This is a genomic window from Psychrobacter sp. M4 (genome assembly GCF_055699795.1).
On record NZ_CM146740.1, the window covers coordinates 3128220 to 3147608 of the forward strand.

A 19389-nucleotide genomic window follows, 5' to 3' on the forward strand; every position below is an offset into this window, starting at 1 on the left:
AACGACTAAAATATATAGATGTTGTACGAAAAATAATAGATAAAACGACTAGATTAATTTGAACGAATATTAAGAGGTTCGCCATTTAGCGAATAAAACATGAGTAGTAAAAGCTTAAATACACTCTTACAAAGTATGTTAAGGCTGATTCATTATCTCATACCTATTTATACCCTGTACTAAAAGTACAGCAGTAGATAAAAAGATATAGACTTACACCCTGTATTATTCTACTTGCCAAATTAGTTTAGAATGCTTATCCGCCACTAAAACAATTTTAGTTTGGCAGTAAGCGATTAACAAGTGTGCCGTTGTATACTATATATTACTGCCATTTAGTTTGTCTTTTATATGAGCACTACGCTCGCATACATCTGATATTCGCTAACTTTTATTAGCGCCACTTGTTATGACTCTTAATGTCACAATTGCTTTGGTTGTTTTATATTGATTGCGGCCAGTATGATATTAAATAAAGCGTTAGTGCTTTTATCATAAAGCCAATTAGCAACGAAGTTTTTAGTACAACTTTCATATAAAAAACCCTCTTGTCGTGGTTATGCGTACTCATAGGATATCAGTATGAAACGCATATTAATTAACGCCACCCAAAACGAAGAGATTCGTGTTGCTCTATGTAAGGGCAATCATCTTTACGATTTCGACTTAGAAAATCGTACTCGCGAACAGAAAAAATCCAATATTTATAAAGGTCATGTCACCCGTGTTGAGCCTTCGCTTGAAGCGGTGTTTGTAGAATATGGCTCACAGCGTCAGGGGTTTTTACCTATTCGTGAGATATCCGCTGAATACCTTAGCGGTAATCCACGTGATGAGAACATCAAAAAGCTCATCAAAGAAGGCGATGAGCTGATTGTCCAAGTCGAAAAAGAAGAGCGCGGCAATAAAGGGGCTGCGCTATCCACTTATGTATCGCTTGCTGGTCGCTATTTGGTGCTGATGCCCAATAATCCGCGCGGCGGCGGTATCTCCCGCCAGATATCCGGTAAGCTGCGCGAAGATATGAAACGCATGTTGAGCAACCTTGATCTACCTAAAGGCATGAGCGTCATTATTCGTACTGCTGGTATTGGTAAAACTCAAGAAGACTTACAGCACGATCTCAACCACTTGCTCAATATCTGGCAAGCCATTCAAGAACAAAACCAAAAATACCCTTCACCGCGCCTCGTGCATCAAGAAGCAGGCGTGGTGACGCGCGCGGTTCGCGATTATTTGCGTGATGATATTAGCGAGATTTGGATCGATAACGAAAACGCTTATATCGAAGCGGCAGGCTTTATTGATGCGGTTATGCCAACACAGGCAGACAAGCTGCGTAAATACACTGATTATGAGCCTATGTTTGCTCGTTTTAATGTCGAGAAGCAGATTGAGACTGCTTATCAGCGCGAAGTACGCCTACCCTCTGGTGGCTCAATTGTCATCGATCAAACCGAAGCTTTAGTGTCTATCGATATCAACTCAGCCAAATCTACTAAAGGCTCAGATGTCGCTGAGACCGCTTATCATACCAATTTAGAAGCTGCTGATGAGATTGCACGTCAGCTACGTCTGCGTGATATGGGCGGTTTGATCGTTATCGACTTTATCGATATGAATGACAACAAGCATCAAAAGGAAGTTGAAAAACGCTTAGTTGATGCTACTAAATACGACCGTGCGCGTGTGCAGTTTGGTGAGATCTCAAAGTTTGGCTTGATGGAGATGAGCCGTCAGCGTCTGCGTCCGTCATTGGAGGAGTCTACCGGTTATATCTGTCCGCGCTGCCATGGTAACGGTATGATTCGCGACTTGCGTTCGCTATCGTTATCAATTATGCGCCAAATTGAGCAGATCGCTCTAAAAGAGCGTCAAGGTGAGGTACAAGCAGAAGTTCCTACTGATATTGCCGCCTTTATATTGAATGAGAAGCGCGACAGTCTAGTCTATCTCGAACAGGACAGCGGTACGCGTATCACTATCTTGCCACATGCTCATCTTGAGTCGCCTAACTTCAAGCTGCATTTTAACCGTGATGGTTTTGCACCTACCAGTTATGAGCGTATTACCGATACTCAGCAGCAAGAGCATAGCGATCTTGGCTATGATGTTGACTGGCAGACCGCTGAAAAAGAACGTCCAGAGCAGCAGCCAACACGCCAACCGCGTAAAACAACTACGAATCAAGACAAACAAGCAGACCAGCGTGTAAGCAGCGCACCGAATGCTAGTCATAACTCTGATAATCATGATCAAAATAGCACTCATGAGAGCGCTCAAGTATTATCGACACGTGCAGCATCTAGCAGCGCGCCGACCAGTCGCTCTGTACAAACTAACCAGCCTGATCCCATATCGGATCAAGCCATAACCGCCGCGCAGCCACAAGCAGTTGCTTGGTTATCTAATTTGTTTGCCCAAGCGCCGCAAGCACGTACTGCATCTAGTGTTAGTAGCCGCGATGCTGCTGAGGCCATAGAAGCGCTAGTCAATACTGGCGCTCAGAGTTTAGGCACATTTGGAGACGTTGATCATTCGGTTTTGGATAATACCCAAAGCTCAGCATCAGCTCGTGAAAGCCACAAGCAAAATGTCCAGCAAACATCGACAACCAACAACAGTACTCAAGCTGATAACCAGCAAGCAAAACGTGGTACTGACAACGATGACCAAAAAGACCGCGACGATGATAAAAGAAAACGTAAATCACGTAAGTCAAGATCGTCTAAATCGCGTCAAAGAAAAGAGTCCCGTCATGACAGTCACAGCGATCAAAGTCATGACAATGACAGCATAGACAGTACAAGTGACGAGGCTCAGTCTAATAGCCAAAATAAGCGTAGTCAGGAGCATAGTCGCAATCGCCACGACAATCAGGATAACCGTCAAAATAGCAATCAAGACAGTCGCCGTAATGGCGGTGATTCTAAAGATGACAAGGCTGCTGAGCATTCTCGTACTCAGCGTAAGCCGCATAGCCAGCGTAGTTCACGCGGCAAACTTGAGCGCGGTGACACCTTAACCGCTGATGATGCTGCTAATCAGCAGACCGCAACAGATGCTGCTAATGGTAAAACTGAGCACAATGCTCGGCGCAGTCAAGATCCTAATGAGGTTACGCTACAGGTAAATGAAGCACCTACTCGGTACAAGACACCAGAAGTTGTGCATTTATCTTTAGATAACAGCAAATCTAAGCAAACATCATCTAAAACAGAGACTACGAACTCTGCAGCTCAAACCAAGGCTCAAGAGCCAAAGCCAGAAGCAGCGTTAGAAACGGCGCCTATAGAACAAAGTGCTCCAGTAGAAAATTTACAAGCTGATAAGGCTAGTGCTAGCATTGATACTCATACTAGCCCAGATGCTACTAATGGTAGCGATACGGATAGCAGTACAGACAACGGGGCCGTACTTACCCAAGAGGCTTTGTTTGATAAGCGCTATGTGACGGCTAAAAAGTTTGGCCAAGCTAGCAATGACCCTCGTGTGGTCCGTCGTCAGCAGTTATCATCGGCAGCTAGTAGCAACAAGAAAGCTGCTGCCAAGACGCCAGCTACTATCCGTGGTAGCGTTGGAGATTTTATCCATGCAACCTTGGCAGACGCCCAAAGTCGCCTAGCCAACAAAGGCATAATCAGCTGCTTTATCGACGCTATCGAAGCGCACACACAGCAGCTTGAACCTCGTGCTGATGTTGAGGCTAATAGTGCTGTAGCTGATAACGCTATCTCTGGTAATGATACTGATGAAAACTTCGTCTTTAGCAACTATGGTTACCAGCCTTTGGACGCTGATTATCTAGCACGCTTTGATAAGATGACCCAAGCGGTTAGTCAGTTTGCAGCAGCTCAAGGCAAAACAGAGGTTGTACCAAGCGCTATTGGCAAACGAGCAAGCAATGATCCACGAGGTCAACATCCTGATTATCAGTCAGATGTACAACAGCACGCTACGTTATCGCTACCCAGTGAGCAAGTAGAGCAGTCCGATCAGGATGTCATGCAACAACAGGAATTAGAGCCTGCGACTGATACCGCTCAAACCTTTGAGACAGCAGAAGCTGATGCTAGTGGAGTCCATATCCAAGAGGATAACGCACAGCTTGATGACGAAGCTCATGACACTGATGCAACGGCCTTGACTAACGAAGCTCAGGCCAGTTATGTTAGTGCTGAGAGCGAGCATTTACTAGAAGCTGATCAAGCCTACAGTACTGTTAAAGATGACGAGAGTAGTGAAGACAACGACAGTGTTGAGCCTAGTAAAGAGGACATGCAAGCGGGCAAGTCAAAAACGACTATTGCCAGTTATAAAAACATGATTGAAAACGTGGCAGAGCAGCTGCTACCACAGACCAGCATGTTTAATTTGACTACGCCGCGGGTTCCTAAAGCACGCAGTCGTAAGCCCAAGACTGAGCATAAAAAACCGACTCAAGCTGAAAAGCTGGAGAATGATATCAATAATGGTAACAACGACAATGATAATGACGAGTCGAACAGTGAAAGCTAATAGCGCTTATTATTAATAAGCATTAGTATAATGTTAAAAACCCCCGAGACTTGTATGTTTCGGGGGTTTTACTTATTCTATATAAACTGCCAAGAGTATATTAAAACTTAGTGAGCTGCGGACTCATCATTGCCACGCATTTTGCCAAGGATAGTAAAAATAGCAACAGTTATAGCACCAATAACAAACCCTACCACGCCGTTCAATAACATAGTGGTCAGACTCTCAAAAATCCCAGTTAAATGCGCTAAGTCTTCTACGCCATGATCCAAAAATCCAATACCATGAACTAAAATACCGCCGCCTACCAAGAACATAGCAATCGTGCCTGCAATTGACAAAAACTTCATAAGTTTTGGAGCTGAGGTAAATAAAATCTTACCTACTTTTTGGGTAAACTCACCTGTTTTTTCCATCAGATGTAAGCCTAAGTCATCTATCTTGACGATACCTGCCACCAAGCCGTAGATCCCTACCGTTATTGCAACGGCCACTATAGATAGTACTAGGCTTTTCTCTAATAAGGTTGCCCCCGATGCTGCAGCTGACCCGAGCGCAATGACAATAATCTCAGCGGATAGAATAAAGTCTGTACGTACCGCCCCTTTGATCTTATTTTTCTCAAGAGCTACCAGATCAACATTATCAGCATTGGCTTGTAAACGTGCGCTTTGCTCCTCATCATGAGGTAGCAGATGCGGCCAAAATCGATGAATGACTTTTTCCGCGCCTTCATAAGATAAATACAGACCGCCGCACATCAGTAAAAAAGTCACTAACGGCGGATAAATAGTACTGATGAGCAGCGCCGCTGGTACTAAAATAAGCTTGTTTATAAAAGAGCCTTTAGCCACTGCCCAAACGACAGGCAACTCTCGATTGGCTTTAACTCCAGTAACCTGTTCTGCATTAAGCGCTAAATCATCAGCCAACACTCCTGTAGTTTTTTTGGCTGCAACCTTGGTCATTACAGAGACATCATCTAGTATTACACTGATGTCATCGAGTAAGGTTAGTAAACTGGCACCTGCCATGCGCGCTCCTTAGCGTAATTGCTTAATTGAATATAACGTTATCTTTCATATTAAAAGGCCAACGTCTCACAACTGAGTCATACCAAATAATACTTTACATAAGCCTCTTATCAGGTTTTGGTAGTCAGTTGTAAAAATATGTTAATATGATGCATTATAGCTTATTTTTTAAAACCAGCACCATTATAGGTTATTATCACGCTTACCATGCCATATCTTGACACTCCTATAGCAAAGTTTTTGTAAACTAAGTCCTTTGTAACGCCTTCTATTGTGGCAAACGTATATCTTTAAATTAAGGTTAGGCGCATCTGCCTACAGGAAACACCCTATGCTTTCATCCGTATTTTCTCCATCATCTATCAAAACATCTATCGATAACAAACGCACTGGTGCCATTATGAGTACTTTGCTAGTAGCTGTCGCTATAGGAGTTGCAGGCTGCTCGAATAATGTCCCTGATACTAGTGGTGTAGCAAGTAGTACGCAAACCAGTAATAATACTACCGCCTCCCCTACAGCTAGCGTGTCAGCGGACAATGATCAGTCAGTCGTTGCCGCCTTACAAGCTAATCTGAACGCTTCTGGTATTGAAGAAAAAGTAATATCAGCGGTACCAACAGATATGGATAACATTTACTGGGTAACGGTCGAGGGGCTACCCGCTTTTTTTACCGACAAGTCAGGTAAACACATCATTCAAGGTCAGATTATAGCTGTAGGGGCGGCCGAACCTATCGATATTAGTGGTGCTTTAGTAGCGCGTACAGCTCAAGATGCTCTCAAAGCGGTCGATAAAAAAGATATGATTATTTATCCGGCTAAAGGCAAAACTGAATCTGTTCTTTACGCTTTTACCGATGCCGACTGTGGTTATTGTCGTCAGTTGCACGAAGAGATGGCAGATATCAATGCACGCGGTATTGAGGTGCGCTATCTGGCTTGGCCGCGCAGTGAAGAGTCCATTCCCAAAATGGAAGCTATATGGTGTAGTGAAGATCGTACTGCTGCGATGGATCAAGCAAAAATGGGCGCTAATGTCTCAGGGCCTGATTGTAGTAGCCCAGTAGCACAGCAGATGGCGCTAGGTGCAAGCCTTGGTGTACGCGGTACCCCGGCTATATTTACTGAATCTGGTCAACAAATCGGTGGCTATCTACCTGCCGCGCAACTGGCTCAAGCTGCCAGTATAAACTGATGGGCTGCGCTTATAAAAAATGTATTGCTATAAGCAAACTAACTTTGATAAGCATAGTTTTGATAAGCTCAGTGTAGACGCAGCAAGTGCTTGTCGGTATGATACGATAAAATGCTATTGCAGTAAGTGCAGTGGTGTCAGCAAAATTATCACTTATTTTTTGTAGTCATTTTTAATCTATTTATTTAACTTTCTGAGGATACTGTGAGTAAATCCATCAAACTAGCAATACTTGGCCTAGGTACTGTCGGCACCGGTGTGGTCAACCTAATCAATGATAACTTAGACGAGCTTAAGCGCCGCAGTGGCCGTGACATTATTATTACCGAAGTAGGTACGCGTCGCCAGCGTGATGATATTGACTCCAGCATTGTCCAAAACGACGATCTGATGGCTATTGCTGCTAGTGACAATGTAGATATTGTTATTGAAGTTATTGGTGGTACTACTCTAGCCAAAGACATTATTATGCAGGCTATCACTCATGGCAAACATGTCGTCACAGCTAATAAAGCCCTACTTGCCGAGCACGGTAATGAGATATTCACTTTAGCTGAGGCGCACAATGTACACGTCGCTTATGAAGCGGCTGTTGCAGGCGGCATCCCTATCATTAAGGTCATACGTGAAGCCCTCGCTGCCAATAAAATCGATTGGCTAGCAGGTATCATTAATGGTACTGGTAACTTTATTATGACTGAGATGCGCGATAAAGGTCGTCCCTTTGCAGATGTCTTAGTAGAAGCACAAGAACTTGGTTACGCAGAAGCTGACCCTACTTTTGATGTCGAAGGTATTGATGCGGCGCACAAATTAGCGCTGCTTGCTTCTATTGCTTTTGGTATTCCACTACAGTTTGATAAGGTTTATTGTGAAGGTATTACCAGCATTACTTTACAAGATGTCGATTATGCAGAAGAGCTTGGTTACCGTATCAAACATGTGGGCTTTGCTGTTCGCCGTGTTAGTGATAAAGGTGATGAAGGCATTGAGCTGCGTGTACATCCAACGCTAATTCCGCAGGATACTTTGCTTGCCAATGTTAATGGCGTTAAAAACGCCGTATTGGTCAACTCGCATCCGCTGGGACAAACGCTGTATTATGGAGATGGCGCAGGCGCTGGAGCTACGGCCTCAGCGGTGATGGCCGATGTCATGGATTTGGTACGCGTTTTGAATAGCACAGATCAAGGCGATAATGGCCACCATGTACCGCATCTGGCTTTTATCCCTGAGCAGTTGTCAGACACCCCAATATTAACTGCCGAACAGATGATGAGCGGCTATTATCTGCGTGTGCATGCGTACGATAATCCGGGCGTACTGGCAGACATCACGCGTATCTTAAGCGATGCTGGCATCAACATTGATGCTATTTTGCAAAAGCCTGCTCATAAATTAGGACAAGTACCTGTTATTATATTAACGCTACCTGTCGTTGAGAGCCAGATGAATCTAGCGATTGAGAAGATCGAAAAGCTGACGTCTGTCAGTGATAAAGTAGTCCGTATTCGCTTAGATGAATTGGCTTAATAGGAAATATTGACATCCACTGCGGTACTTACAATACCGTACCGTCATCTGACTTGATTTTTCTTTGATGCATGCTCATTATACTAATCATCATTTATCACAATGTGTATAAACTGGCGTCAATTTAGAGCGCTGATTTTTAATATAAACATGCCAATATGGAAAACGAAAATGTCAAACGATGCAATTGTAATTCTCAATGGGGCACGTACCCCGATGGGCAGCTTTCAAGGTGTCTTTAAAGAAGTGAGTGCTGTGGATTTAGGCGCTGCTGCTATTGAAGCGGCGGTTCAGCGTTCAGGAATCAGTACTGATAGCGTTGATGAGGTGATCATGGGCTGCATTTTAAGTGCAGGTTTAGGTCAAGCTCCTGCTCGTCAAGCAATGCGAAAAGCTGGTTTATCTGATGCTACTGGTGCCATCACCATTAATAAGCTTTGTGGTTCCGGTCTAAAAGCCGTCATGCAAGCACATGATGGTATCAAAGCAGGTAGCATTAACGTCGCTGTCGCAGGTGGTATGGAATCGATGACTAATGCTCCGTACCTTTTACCAGGTGCGCGTGCAGGCTACCGTATGGGACATAAAGAAGTCAAAGATCATATGTTTTTAGACGGTTTAGAAGATGCTGAAACTGGCAGGCTCATGGGTACGTTTGGACAAGATATGGCTGATGAAAAAGGCTATACTCGAGAGCAGATGGATGAGTTTGCCATCGAATCGCTTAATCGTGCGCTGACAGCTATCGAAGAAGGTCATTTCAAAAATGAGATCACACCAGTTACTTTTGAGACTCGTAAAGGTGAAGAAACCGTAGATACCGATGAAGAACCAGGGCTATCCAATGCGGAGCGTATCCCTACTTTGCGTCCTGCTTTTGCTAAAGACGGTACTATTACTGCTGCTAACGCCAGCTCCATCTCAGATGGCGCCGCTGCTGTCGTCTTAATGAAAGAATCACAGGCGCAGTCTGAAGGTTTAGACTACCAAGCGCGTATCATAGCTACCGCCTCAAACTCTCGTCATCCAAGCGAGTTTACGATAGCTCCTATTGGCGCTATCGAGAAGGTACTTGCTAATGCTGGCTGGAGCGTCGATGATGTCGATCTTTGGGAGATTAACGAAGCGTTTGCTATGGTCACTATGGCGGCGATGGATGCGTTTGATCTTGATCATGATAAGGTCAATATCGAAGGCGGCGCTTGTGCTCTAGGCCATCCTGTTGGTTGTTCTGGCGCGCGTATTTTAGTAACGCTCATTAATTCATTACAGCGTACAGGTGGTAAAAAAGGCATTGCAACCTTATGTATTGGTGGTGGTGAAGCAGTAGCAGTTGCCATTGAAATGTCTTAATTATCAACTTGAGTTAAGGCTTGGATTTAATAATGATTAAACCGTATTGTTTATTAACAATGCGGTTTTTTTATATTTTTGCGGTAAGAGAGCATATTTAACATTACAAATAGCCAAAAAGAGCCTACTAATGTAAAAAAACGTTACTTTATAACTAGGCGATGTTATAGCACTTACAGCCTATTACACGCAATTACGTCAATTGCACATTTTGCTACCTCGTTTATGTATCTTACCCAACAACTGAGTGCTATGATAATCACAAGTTGATAAGACATCTTTGGATAGAGCACGTCAGTATATTCTGTATCCTAGCTGTTCTAGTATAGATACTGCTGCTCAATTTATAAGATTCTTTAGTAAAGAACTTAGATAGTAAGGTAAAAATAGTTCGCAAAAATTAAATTACTATCGATTGCTTAACGATAAACTTACAATAGATGTCATTTTGGCATCATTGTTTTGAGATGTTAAAATTCTGTACATTCATTTACTCATATAAAAGGAAGACAATAATGAGCCAACTAATTCGTTTACAAGATATCCAAGCTACTCATCGTGACCTAATTGGTGATGATTATTATGACCCAACTGGCAAAAATGCCTATGGCGTCAATGAAGAAAAGATCGGTAAAATTGAAGGTGCTCTAGTAGAAGATACTACTGGTCGTATCCGCTATTTGATCGTTGATGCAGGTGGTTGGTTCAGCTCGAAAGAAGTGTTGGTACCAGCAGGTCTAGCTCGTATCGTTGGTGATGATGTATTCTTTGATAGCCTAACAAAATCTCAAGTTGAAGCTATGGAAGAGTATGACCATGACTATCAGTATAGCTACAAAGAGCAATATGAAAAAGATCGTCAAGCATTCGTAGCTGACACAGTACCTACTGAAGAACATGTAGAGATTGATGAGACTTCTTACGATGCGCCTAATACTTTAGAACTATTAGAAGAGCGTCTGACTGTTAATAAAGATCGTATTGTTGCAGGTCTTGTAAAAGTTGGTAAGCATGTAGTTACTGAAGAGCGTAACGTAGAGGTAGAGCTTGAAGAAGAACGTGCTCATATCGAACGTACCAATGTAGATCGCCCAACAGATCGCCGTATCGGTGATGCTAATGCTACAGAAACTGTAGAAGTTGAGCTTGAAGCAGAACGTGCTCGCGTTGGTAAAGAAACTTACGTAACCGAAGAAGTAAACGTCGGCAAAACAGCTGAGCGTCATACTGAAACAATCGTTGAGACCATTCAGCGTGAAGAGTTAGACATTGATCGTGATGGTAATGTTGTTGATCGTGAAGGTAATATTGTAGATCGTGATGATGTTACTGCTGATGACGTACGCCGCGCTCGTGGTATGTAATAAGCTAATCTGTTGTTAAATTATACTATGTGTATATCAGCATAGTAGTGATAACAGTAAGCAACTGAGATTCTAAACTCAGTAAATTAAGGCCAGAGCTCGTCTCTGGTCTTTTTTTGTGTCAAAGTAAACTATAGATATTAAATAGAAACTTCATTATTTTATAAACTATGTATAATCCATCGTAGATAGTTTTTATGACAAGGAACATGACCATGAGTACCGATAATACCAATAATATTAATGACACTCACACTGCTAACAATTTAGCTGATCAAAATGACACTACCAAAATCGCTGATCATACTGCTGACAATAAGTTACCAATGCCTGACGACATTGACAACACTCATAGCGCTGCTAATATCAACGTTAATAGAGGCGGTGGACATTTAGAACTATTGGAGGAGCGTCCAGTTATCAATAAAGAGCGTTTAGATGTTGGCAAGGTTACCGTCACTAAACATGCTCGCACCAAGACTATTGATGTGCCCATTGAGCTTGTAGAAGAGTATGTCACTATTCGCACTGAATACAATGATGCTGAGAGTCAAGATCTTCTATCAGGTAACTATGACGACAAAGATATTTTGCGGCATGTTGAACCCTCTTTGGATAGTAAAGCAGTCGTTACGATAAATGGCAATCAAATTGAGATAGGCGATGAACCTGTTGAGATTGTACTTTCTCGTCAAGTTGCAACAATTACTAAAGATACTTATGCTATTCAAGAGGTTGAGATCAACAAAACTGTACATACGCATACCGATAGTATTCAAGTTGAGCTCAAGCACGAAGAATTAGATGTCTCTGAGGAAGGGTTTTTAGAGCACGGAGACACACGCGCTCCTAAAACATAATTCTTCTAATAAATGCTTCTATGAAGCATAAAAAACCGACCAAAAAAAAGCAACGTTACGTTGCTTTTTTTATGCTTAAAATAAAGAGCTGTTTTAGCTGTCTTGAGTTCTTTTACACTCGTAAGTATCAGGATCACTGTCGCCAGCATTAGCCGTACGCATAAGTCCAGTCTCGCGCTCTTCATGAGCAACACGCCACTGGGTGAAACCTGTACCCCCATCCATAGCGGTATCGACTTCAAACACCTCAGGGTTGGCACCCTCATTAGTCTTAGTTAATGTCAAAGTACCCTTATCAGTACCGAGCACCACTTGGTTAGTTTCATCTTTGTAAGTTGCCTCCACTCTTAGTTCAGGCGAACATAGATAGGTAAATTGCATGATACCGTCATTGACAGTAGCAACGGTATCATTCTCTACTTCGTTTAACGTTGCATCATCGGCTACTACCGGAGTGTCGCCTGCATCAGCAGGCTCAGCTGACATAGGTACTACTTCTTGCTCAGCTGCGATATCCTCTTCTAAGCTTTGCTCAGGCTCCTGCTGCTGACAGGCACTCATAGTCATAACACTTGCTAGTAAAGCGGTAATAAGGATAGAAGGTTTTAGTTGTTTTAATGATCCTAAATTCATCGTGCGCTCCTAAATTAATATGTCAAACACTATAGCGCGCTCAGCTATTTACGCCTATGTGGAATTTGTAAATAATAAGCAGTTAATGACTGTTGAAATACTAAAATGCCTATAACTACTTGTAGTTATAGGCATTGGAGGTTTATTTATGATTTGTTATTGTCGCTATATTTTACCATGACACTGTTTGTACTTAAGACTAGAGCCACAAGGACAAGGCGCATTACGGCTAATATTCATACCCGCATAGGGATTGGGTTCAGCCTCTGCAACATCACTATCAGTTATATTCCCCTGCATACCAGACATTGCTACAGCGCCGCCAAGATTTACCTGCATCTGACCTCGATTGTTACTGACGCGTGCGCCTTGATTCTGCGCGCGCGCGGCTGACGCTGGCGTATCCTCCGACAAGTTATCCATGTCCTTGTGCTCAAACTGCATCTGCATACGTTCTGCATCCGCTCGCTTCTGCGCCTCCAAGGCTTCAAGCTCTTCCTTGGTTGGCACATGGACACGTGACAGATCTTGCACGGTTTCAGATTTGATAGCGCCAAGCATCATCTGGAACAGCTCAAAAGATTCACGCTTGTATTCTTGCTCAGGATTCTTTTGCGCATAACCGCGCAGATGAATGCCTTTACGCAGCTGATCCATTTGCGTTAAGTGCTCTTTCCAGTGCTTATCAAGGCTTTGCAGCATAAAATGACGCTCCAGTTGGGCGGCGTTTTGCTCGCCCATCTGCTCACGGCGTTCATCATAACGCGCAAGGGCGGTATCAATAATCTTGGCACGTAGTCCCTCTTCATCAAGACGGCGATCTTCATCGAGCCAGTCATTAAGTGGCATGTAGAGCTTAAACTCATCTTCAAGTTCATCCTCAAGCCCATCGATATTCCATTGATCATCGATAGAGCCTGGCGGTATGAACTGGTTAATCATGGCGTTATAAACTTCATGATGCATGACTTTGATGGCGTCGAGCAAATCAGTTTCAGCAAGCAGATCATCACGCTGCGAGTAGATTACTTTACGCTGCTCGTTAGCGACGTCATCATATTTGAGTAGGTTTTTACGAGCATCAAAGTCGCGGCTCTCAACCTTACCTTGCGCGTTCTCAATCGATTTTGAGACCATTTTATGCTCAATAGCTTCATCTTCTTTAAGGCCCATCGCGCGCATCATATTGACCACGCGGTCGCCTGCAAAGATACGCATCAAATCATCTTCAAGCGATAAGAAAAAGCGCGACATACCCGGGTCACCTTGACGGCCTGCCCGACCACGCAGCTGGTTATCAATACGGCGTGATTCGTGACGCTCAGAGCCAATGATATGTAGGCCGCCTGCGGCAACTACCTGATCGTGCTTGACTTGCCACTGAGCTTTTAGGCGCTGCATCTCCTCCGGACTGACCGCGTCGATGTCCTCAATAAATGACTGCCAATTACCACCCAAGATAATATCGGTACCACGGCCGGCCATGTTAGTGGCAATGGTGACCGCTTTTGGGCTACCCGCCTGCGCGATGATCTCCGCCTCGCGTTCGTGCTGTTTGGCGTTTAGCACATTATGTTTGACACCTTCTTGATCAAGCAAGTATGACAGCTCCTCACTTGCCTCAATCGTCGCGGTACCGACTAGCACGGGCGCGCCTTTGGCCTGAATCTCTTTGATCTCGCGGATAATGCCTTTGTATTTACCCAGTTTAGTCAAAAAGATCTGATCATCCAAGTCAACACGAGCGATCGGCATATGGGTTGGAATGACGATAACATCTAAATCATAGGTCGATTTAAATTCTGCCGCTTCAGTATCAGCGGTACCCGTCATACCCGATAACTTGTCATAAAGACGGAAGAAGTTCTGGAAGGTGGTGGTCGCCAGCGTTTGGTTCTCCGCCTGAATCTCCACGCCTTCTTTGGCCTCTACCGCTTGATGTAAGCCCTCTGACCAGCGCCGACCCGGCATAGTACGACCCGTATTTTCATCGACGATAACCACCTCGCCGTCATCAACGATATAATGGACGTTTTTGACAAAGATATGGTGCGCGCGAATGGCTGCTTGTACGTGCGCGAGCAACGGCAAACGGCTTGGGCTGTATAAGCTCTCGTTTTCGCCAAGCTCGCCGACCTCAACTAAGAAGCTCTCAATCTTCTCATAGCCTTTTTCGCTGATCTCGATCTGACGGTTTTTCTCATCGATCCAAAAATCTTCGTCTTCATTGTTTTTATTGGCTTCTTCGTCTTTTGAACGTATAAGTAGCGGAATAATGGTATTGATCAGCGCGTACATGCGCGACGAATCTTCGGCTTGACCCGAGATAATCAGCGGCGTACGAGCCTCATCAATCAAGATGGAGTCAATCTCATCAATGATACAAAAGTTTAGCGGACGCTGCTTTTTCTCGCCTAAGCTAAAGACCATGTTGTCGCGCAGATAGTCAAAGCCGTATTCGTTATTAGTACCGTAAGTGATATCCGCTTGATAAGCATCGACCTTCTCTTGCGGGGGCTGCTGCGAGTAGATAACCCCAACGTTTAAACCCAAAAAGTTAAACAGCGGACGGTTTAAATCAGCATCACGCGCGGCCAAGTAATCGTTGACCGTAACCACATGCACGCCTTTGCTACTGATAGCGTTTAGATAAATAGCCAGCGTCGCCATTAAGGTTTTACCCTCACCGGTTTTCATCTCGGCGATCTTGCCTTCGTGCAAAGTGATACCACCGATCAGCTGCACATCATAATGACGCATACCCGTAATGCGTAAGGAGGCCTCGCGACAAACGGCAAAAGCCTCCGGCAATAGCGCATCCAAGCTCTCGCCTTTTTGAAAGCGGGCTTTGAACTCTGCGGTTTTTTGTTGCAACTGCTCATCAGACAAGGCTTGGATATTAGCCTCTTGTGCGTTGATCTTGGTAACCACTCGGCGCATGCGCTTAAGTTCACGGTCGTTTTTGGTACCAACCACACTGCCTACAATCTTTGATAACATAATTTTTAACCTATGGAAATATTCGATAATTAGCGTGCGTAGTTATAACTAAACCCTGTATTTTTTCATTATTAAACTTGTCATAATCCGACTAAGTACTTGCTAATAAGGCCACGCCAATTAATTGTGCCGTCATTATATATGGTTATGGCGGCGATGGATACAAGGGTAATAGGCAGATATTTGCTCCTACTAAACAAGGCTTGCCATGTTAAAATAGCGCTTACAACGCTATTATCTCGTCTTATTTATTGTCTGTTTTATAGCATAATCTGTTTTATAGTATAAGAGACCTTGCATGACTGTTAAGCCTTTTAGTAACTCCCCTAGTCGCACTCGTCATTCATCAAATAGTGCTTCAAACAACTCTACAAACAATGCTTCAGATAGTGCCTCAAACCATACTGTAAATGCGAACAGCGCTACCACTGAGGCTTTACAAGAGCCACTACAGGTAGGCAATAGCGTTTTTGATCTGGCGCATCATACGCCAATGATGGTGCAGTACTTGACTATGAAAGCTAAGTACCCTCAGGCGCTATTGCTCTATCGCATGGGCGACTTTTATGAGCTGTTTTTTGATGATGCCAAGCGTGCCGCAAAGATACTAGATATCACCCTAACCCGCCGCGGCACTGACAAAGCGGGTAATACTATCGCTATGGCAGGAGTGCCCTTTCACGCCGCCGACAGCTATATGGCACGGTTGATCGCGGCTGGTGAAACCGTCGTCGTTTGTGAGCAAATCGATGAATCGTCTAACAACATACCAGCGCTGGCCGAAAAACAAAAAAAGGACCCAAGTAAAAGCGGCATTATGCGCCGCGAAGTGGTCAAGACCCTCACCGCAGGCACTATTACCGATGATGCATTAATCGCGCCAAACCATACACCAACCGTAGTCGCTATCGACATTGCTACCCCTAAGTCCAATAGCAATCAGCCTCTACAAGCCGCCGTCAGTCAAATGGACTTGGCCGCAGGGACGTTGACTACGCAGGTGCTCGGCGCTGCTAACAATGATAGCAAAAGCTTACAAGCGCAAATGCTTACTGTGCTGGCGCGCTTCGCCCCCAGCGAATGTATCGTTAGTGAGACCCTTAATAAAGATGGCAGCGAGGATTGGCTACTGTGGTTACGCTCGCATCTGGACTGCCCTATTATCGAGGTCGCTGGCAACGACTTTCATCGCGCGCATGCCGCTGACACTTTATGTCAGCAGTTCGGCGTACAGCGCTTAGAGGGACTTGGTATCAGTGACGCGCCTCTTGCCCAGTCCAGCTGCGCGGCGCTCATTCATTATGCCAGACAAACCCAGCAGCGCCAGGTGCCGCAGGTCAATCAGCTTATCGTAGAGCACAGCGACGACTATCTAATTATTGATGCGGGTAGTCAGCAAAACCTGGAGCTATTTACACCAGTTAGCAGCAATGGCACGGCGCTGATATCAGTACTTAACCACTGCAAAACCCCGATGGGACGGCGTCTGCTGGTACAGCAAATGAAGCGCCCACTACGTCAGCACAAGCGTATTAATCAGCGTTTAGATGCTATAAGTACGCTGCTAGCTAGTAGCAATAGCAACAATAACAACGAGGCGCCCTCCTCCTTGATCGTCAGTCTACGTCAGACCCTAAACGCCATTGGCGATATCGAACGTATCAGTAGCCGTATCGGTCTTATGAGTGCCAAACCGCGCGATCTGCGTAAGCTTGCCGAAGGCATTATAAGTAGCCAGCAGCTAGAGGTATTACTCAAGGATGCTGGGATCAATGCTAAACAAACAAGCGCTGAACAAACAAGCGCTGAACAAACAGGCCTATTATCAGTGCTGATGCAGCAATTGCCCGAGCAGTTGCCAGCTATACAAAGCGTTGCCGATTTAATTGAGCAAGCTATTGTTTTGGAGCCGCCTGCGCATATTCGTGATGGCGGTATGCTAGCGGCAGGGTTTGATGCCGAATTTGATCGCCTAACCCATTTGCATGACAATATTCAAGTCACCCTTGATGAGATGGCCGAGCGCGCGCGGCAAGACCACCAGCTGCCCAGCCTAAAAGTTGGCTTTAACAAAGTCAGCGGCTTTTATTTTGAATTGCCTAAAATGCAAGCTCAAAACGCCCCTGCCCACTTTATCCGCCGGCAAACATTGAAGAACGCCGAGCGTTTTATCACTGAAGAGTTAAAAACGCTCGAAACTGAATATCTAAGCGCGCAAACACTGGCACTGGCCCGCGAAAAACAGCTATATCAACAATTACTTATCGCTCTTGGCGAGCATCTAACTGAATTACAGCACTTTAGCGGCGCTATCGCCCAGCTTGACGTGCTAAGTAATTGGGCGCAGCTAGCCCTTAATAATAAATGGCAACGTCCAGTGATGACTAGCAGTTTGGCAACTAATCATACTAGTAAGCAGCAGCTTGCTCTGCACAGCTTTACCTCTGCTCAAGATTCTAACCACAATTCTAGTCAGCCGCAAAGCCTAACTACTTGTATCGATATCAAACAAGGTCGCCACGTCGTCGTTGAGGCCGCGCTAAATCCCGCAACTGGAGCAAACGCGGAGCATAATAGTCGCTTTGTAGCCAATGACTGCGTGCTTGGCAACGATGCGCACCCTGAACGATTATTAGTAATCACTGGTCCGAACATGGGCGGTAAATCGACTTATATGCGCCAAACCGCGCTTATCGTTTTGCTGGCGCACTGCGGCAGCTTTGTCCCCGCTACAAGTGCGCATATCGGCGATATTGACCGTATCTTTACTCGTATCGGTTCTGCCGATGATCTAGCGGGCGGCAAGTCCACCTTTATGGTGGAGATGATCGAAACCGGCAATATCCTCAATCAAGCGACCGATAAATCCTTGGTATTGATGGATGAGGTCGGCCGCGGTACAGCAACTACTGACGGCCTTGCGATCGCCCATGCTTGTGTCAATAGGCTGCTGGAGATCGGTTGCCTGACGCTATTTGCCACCCATTACTTTGAGCTGACGCAATTGGCAACTGCCAATAATGGCATTCGTAACGTCCACGTGGCCGCAAGCGAGGTCGATGGGCAATTATTACTCCTGCATCAAATACGCGAAGGCGCGGCAAGCTCCAGCTTTGGGCTACACGTGGCGAAGATGGCCGGCATTCCAGCGCAAGTGCTCAGCGACGCCAAGCGCTACCTTATCGATAACCTTAATCATGATAAAACTGAATTAGCTAAGTCGCTAAACGCTCAAGCTCAAAACAGCTATGCTGACTATGGGGATGCAGTAAAGGTAGCCGCTGATGTACAGGTCAGCTACGCCACTGATAATCGTGAGCAAAAACAGTTACTTAGCTTGTATGATAAGCTAGAAACTGTTAATCCTGATAGCTTAAGCCCCAAACAGGCGCATGACTTGCTCTATGAGCTCAAGCAACTTATTAGTCGTTAAAGGGGTTTGTTAAAATCGTGCAAAAGCGCTAAAATATGTCTTATTTTTATCTATTCAGGCATTAGCCAAATCAACTTATTAGCCGAACCAATAACAGGTAGCCATCGTTATGACCTTTGTCGTTGCAGATAATTGTATTCTTTGTAAACATACTGACTGTGTGGAAGTCTGCCCTGTGGACTGCTTTTATGAAGGCCCAAACTTCTTAGTTATCGATCCTGATGAGTGTATCGACTGCGCCCTATGCGAGCCTGAGTGCCCCGCCAACGCGATCTTCTCAGAAGATGAGGTGCCCAAAGGCCAAGAAATATTTATTCAGCTCAACGAAGAGCTGGCACAAAAGTGGCCCAATATCACAGAGATGAAAGAACCTATGCCCGATGCTGAAAAATGGGACGGGGTTGAAGGCAAGATTCAGTATTTAGAGAAGTAGCCTTTTAAATAGACGTTTTTTAGATATTCA

General features: G+C 44.7%; 11 protein-coding genes. 8 read left to right on the forward strand and 3 right to left on the reverse strand.

Annotated elements, in window-relative coordinates:
* The first annotated feature begins 582 nt into the window (after positions 1-582).
* Positions 583-4518, forward strand: coding sequence for an Rne/Rng family ribonuclease (locus ACR63N_RS13070; protein WP_472782131.1), 3936 nt, complete (start codon positions 583-585; stop codon positions 4516-4518).
* 107 nt (positions 4519-4625) lie between these two features.
* On the opposite strand, the gene ACR63N_RS13075 is transcribed toward ACR63N_RS13070, so the two are convergent.
* A complete protein-coding gene (locus tag ACR63N_RS13075) occupies positions 4626-5552 on the reverse strand; it encodes a DUF808 domain-containing protein (protein WP_472782132.1) in 927 nt (308 codons plus the stop codon).
* A gap of 331 nt (positions 5553-5883) precedes the next feature.
* On the opposite strand from ACR63N_RS13075, the gene ACR63N_RS13080 reads away from it, so the two are divergent.
* The 5 genes from ACR63N_RS13080 (at position 5884) to ACR63N_RS13100 (ending at position 11860) form a co-directional block, all read left to right on the forward strand.
* Positions 5884-6750 carry a DsbC family protein gene (locus ACR63N_RS13080; RefSeq protein ID WP_472782133.1) on the forward strand — a complete coding sequence of 289 codons (867 nt, stop codon included), beginning with the start codon at positions 5884-5886 and terminating at the stop codon, positions 6748-6750.
* Between the two features lie 204 nt (positions 6751-6954).
* Entirely contained in the window at positions 6955-8283 is a 1329-nt protein-coding gene (locus ACR63N_RS13085) for a homoserine dehydrogenase (RefSeq protein WP_367110421.1), read from the forward strand.
* A 171-nt stretch (positions 8284-8454) separates the two neighbouring features.
* Complete coding sequence (locus tag ACR63N_RS13090) at positions 8455-9636, forward strand: thiolase family protein (RefSeq protein WP_472782134.1); 1182 nt, start codon at positions 8455-8457, stop codon at positions 9634-9636.
* A gap of 515 nt (positions 9637-10151) precedes the next feature.
* A complete protein-coding gene (locus ACR63N_RS13095; RefSeq protein WP_367108515.1) occupies positions 10152-11000 on the forward strand; it encodes a DUF2382 domain-containing protein in 849 nt (282 codons plus the stop codon).
* Positions 11001-11215: 215 nt separating this feature from the next.
* The gene (locus ACR63N_RS13100) at positions 11216-11860 is read left to right on the forward strand and encodes a YsnF/AvaK domain-containing protein (RefSeq protein ID WP_367104515.1); all 645 of its coding nucleotides are present in this window, start codon (positions 11216-11218) and stop codon (positions 11858-11860) included.
* 93 nt (positions 11861-11953) lie between these two features.
* On the opposite strand, the gene ACR63N_RS13105 is transcribed toward ACR63N_RS13100, so the two are convergent.
* Positions 11954-12493 (reverse strand): hypothetical protein, encoded by a 540-nt coding sequence (locus ACR63N_RS13105; protein WP_367104514.1) that lies wholly within the window; start codon positions 12491-12493, stop codon positions 11954-11956.
* Between the two features lie 165 nt (positions 12494-12658).
* The gene (gene secA, locus ACR63N_RS13110; protein ID WP_367106508.1) at positions 12659-15493 is read right to left on the reverse strand and encodes a preprotein translocase subunit SecA; all 2835 of its coding nucleotides are present in this window, start codon (positions 15491-15493) and stop codon (positions 12659-12661) included.
* A 493-nt stretch (positions 15494-15986) separates the two neighbouring features.
* On the opposite strand from secA, the gene mutS reads away from it, so the two are divergent.
* Both mutS and fdxA read left to right on the forward strand, forming a co-directional pair.
* The gene (gene mutS, locus ACR63N_RS13115; RefSeq protein ID WP_472782750.1) at positions 15987-18926 is read left to right on the forward strand and encodes a DNA mismatch repair protein MutS; all 2940 of its coding nucleotides are present in this window, start codon (positions 15987-15989) and stop codon (positions 18924-18926) included.
* A 109-nt stretch (positions 18927-19035) separates the two neighbouring features.
* Positions 19036-19359: a ferredoxin FdxA gene (fdxA, locus tag ACR63N_RS13120; protein ID WP_367104512.1), complete on the forward strand. Its 324-nt coding sequence runs from the start codon at positions 19036-19038 to the stop codon at positions 19357-19359.
* Positions 19360-19389: the final 30 nt, after the last annotated feature.

Bases quoted from the DNA above. Each gene is read 5' to 3' on its own strand.
- ACR63N_RS13070 (WP_472782131.1), top strand. From the start codon at position 583: ATGAAACGCATATTAATTAACGCCACCCAAAACGAAGAGATTCGTGTT.
- ACR63N_RS13075 (WP_472782132.1), bottom strand. From the start codon at position 5,552: ATGGCAGGTGCCAGTTTACTAACCTTACTCGATGACATCAGTGTAATA.
- ACR63N_RS13080 (WP_472782133.1), top strand. From the start codon at position 5,884: ATGCTTTCATCCGTATTTTCTCCATCATCTATCAAAACATCTATCGAT.
- ACR63N_RS13090 (WP_472782134.1), top strand. From the start codon at position 8,455: ATGTCAAACGATGCAATTGTAATTCTCAATGGGGCACGTACCCCGATG.
- ACR63N_RS13095 (WP_367108515.1), top strand. From the start codon at position 10,152: ATGAGCCAACTAATTCGTTTACAAGATATCCAAGCTACTCATCGTGAC.
- ACR63N_RS13100 (WP_367104515.1), top strand. From the start codon at position 11,216: ATGAGTACCGATAATACCAATAATATTAATGACACTCACACTGCTAAC.
- ACR63N_RS13105 (WP_367104514.1), bottom strand. From the start codon at position 12,493: ATGAATTTAGGATCATTAAAACAACTAAAACCTTCTATCCTTATTACC.
- secA (WP_367106508.1), bottom strand. From the start codon at position 15,493: ATGTTATCAAAGATTGTAGGCAGTGTGGTTGGTACCAAAAACGACCGT.
- mutS (WP_472782750.1), top strand. From the start codon at position 15,987: ATGATGGTGCAGTACTTGACTATGAAAGCTAAGTACCCTCAGGCGCTA.
- fdxA (WP_367104512.1), top strand. From the start codon at position 19,036: ATGACCTTTGTCGTTGCAGATAATTGTATTCTTTGTAAACATACTGAC.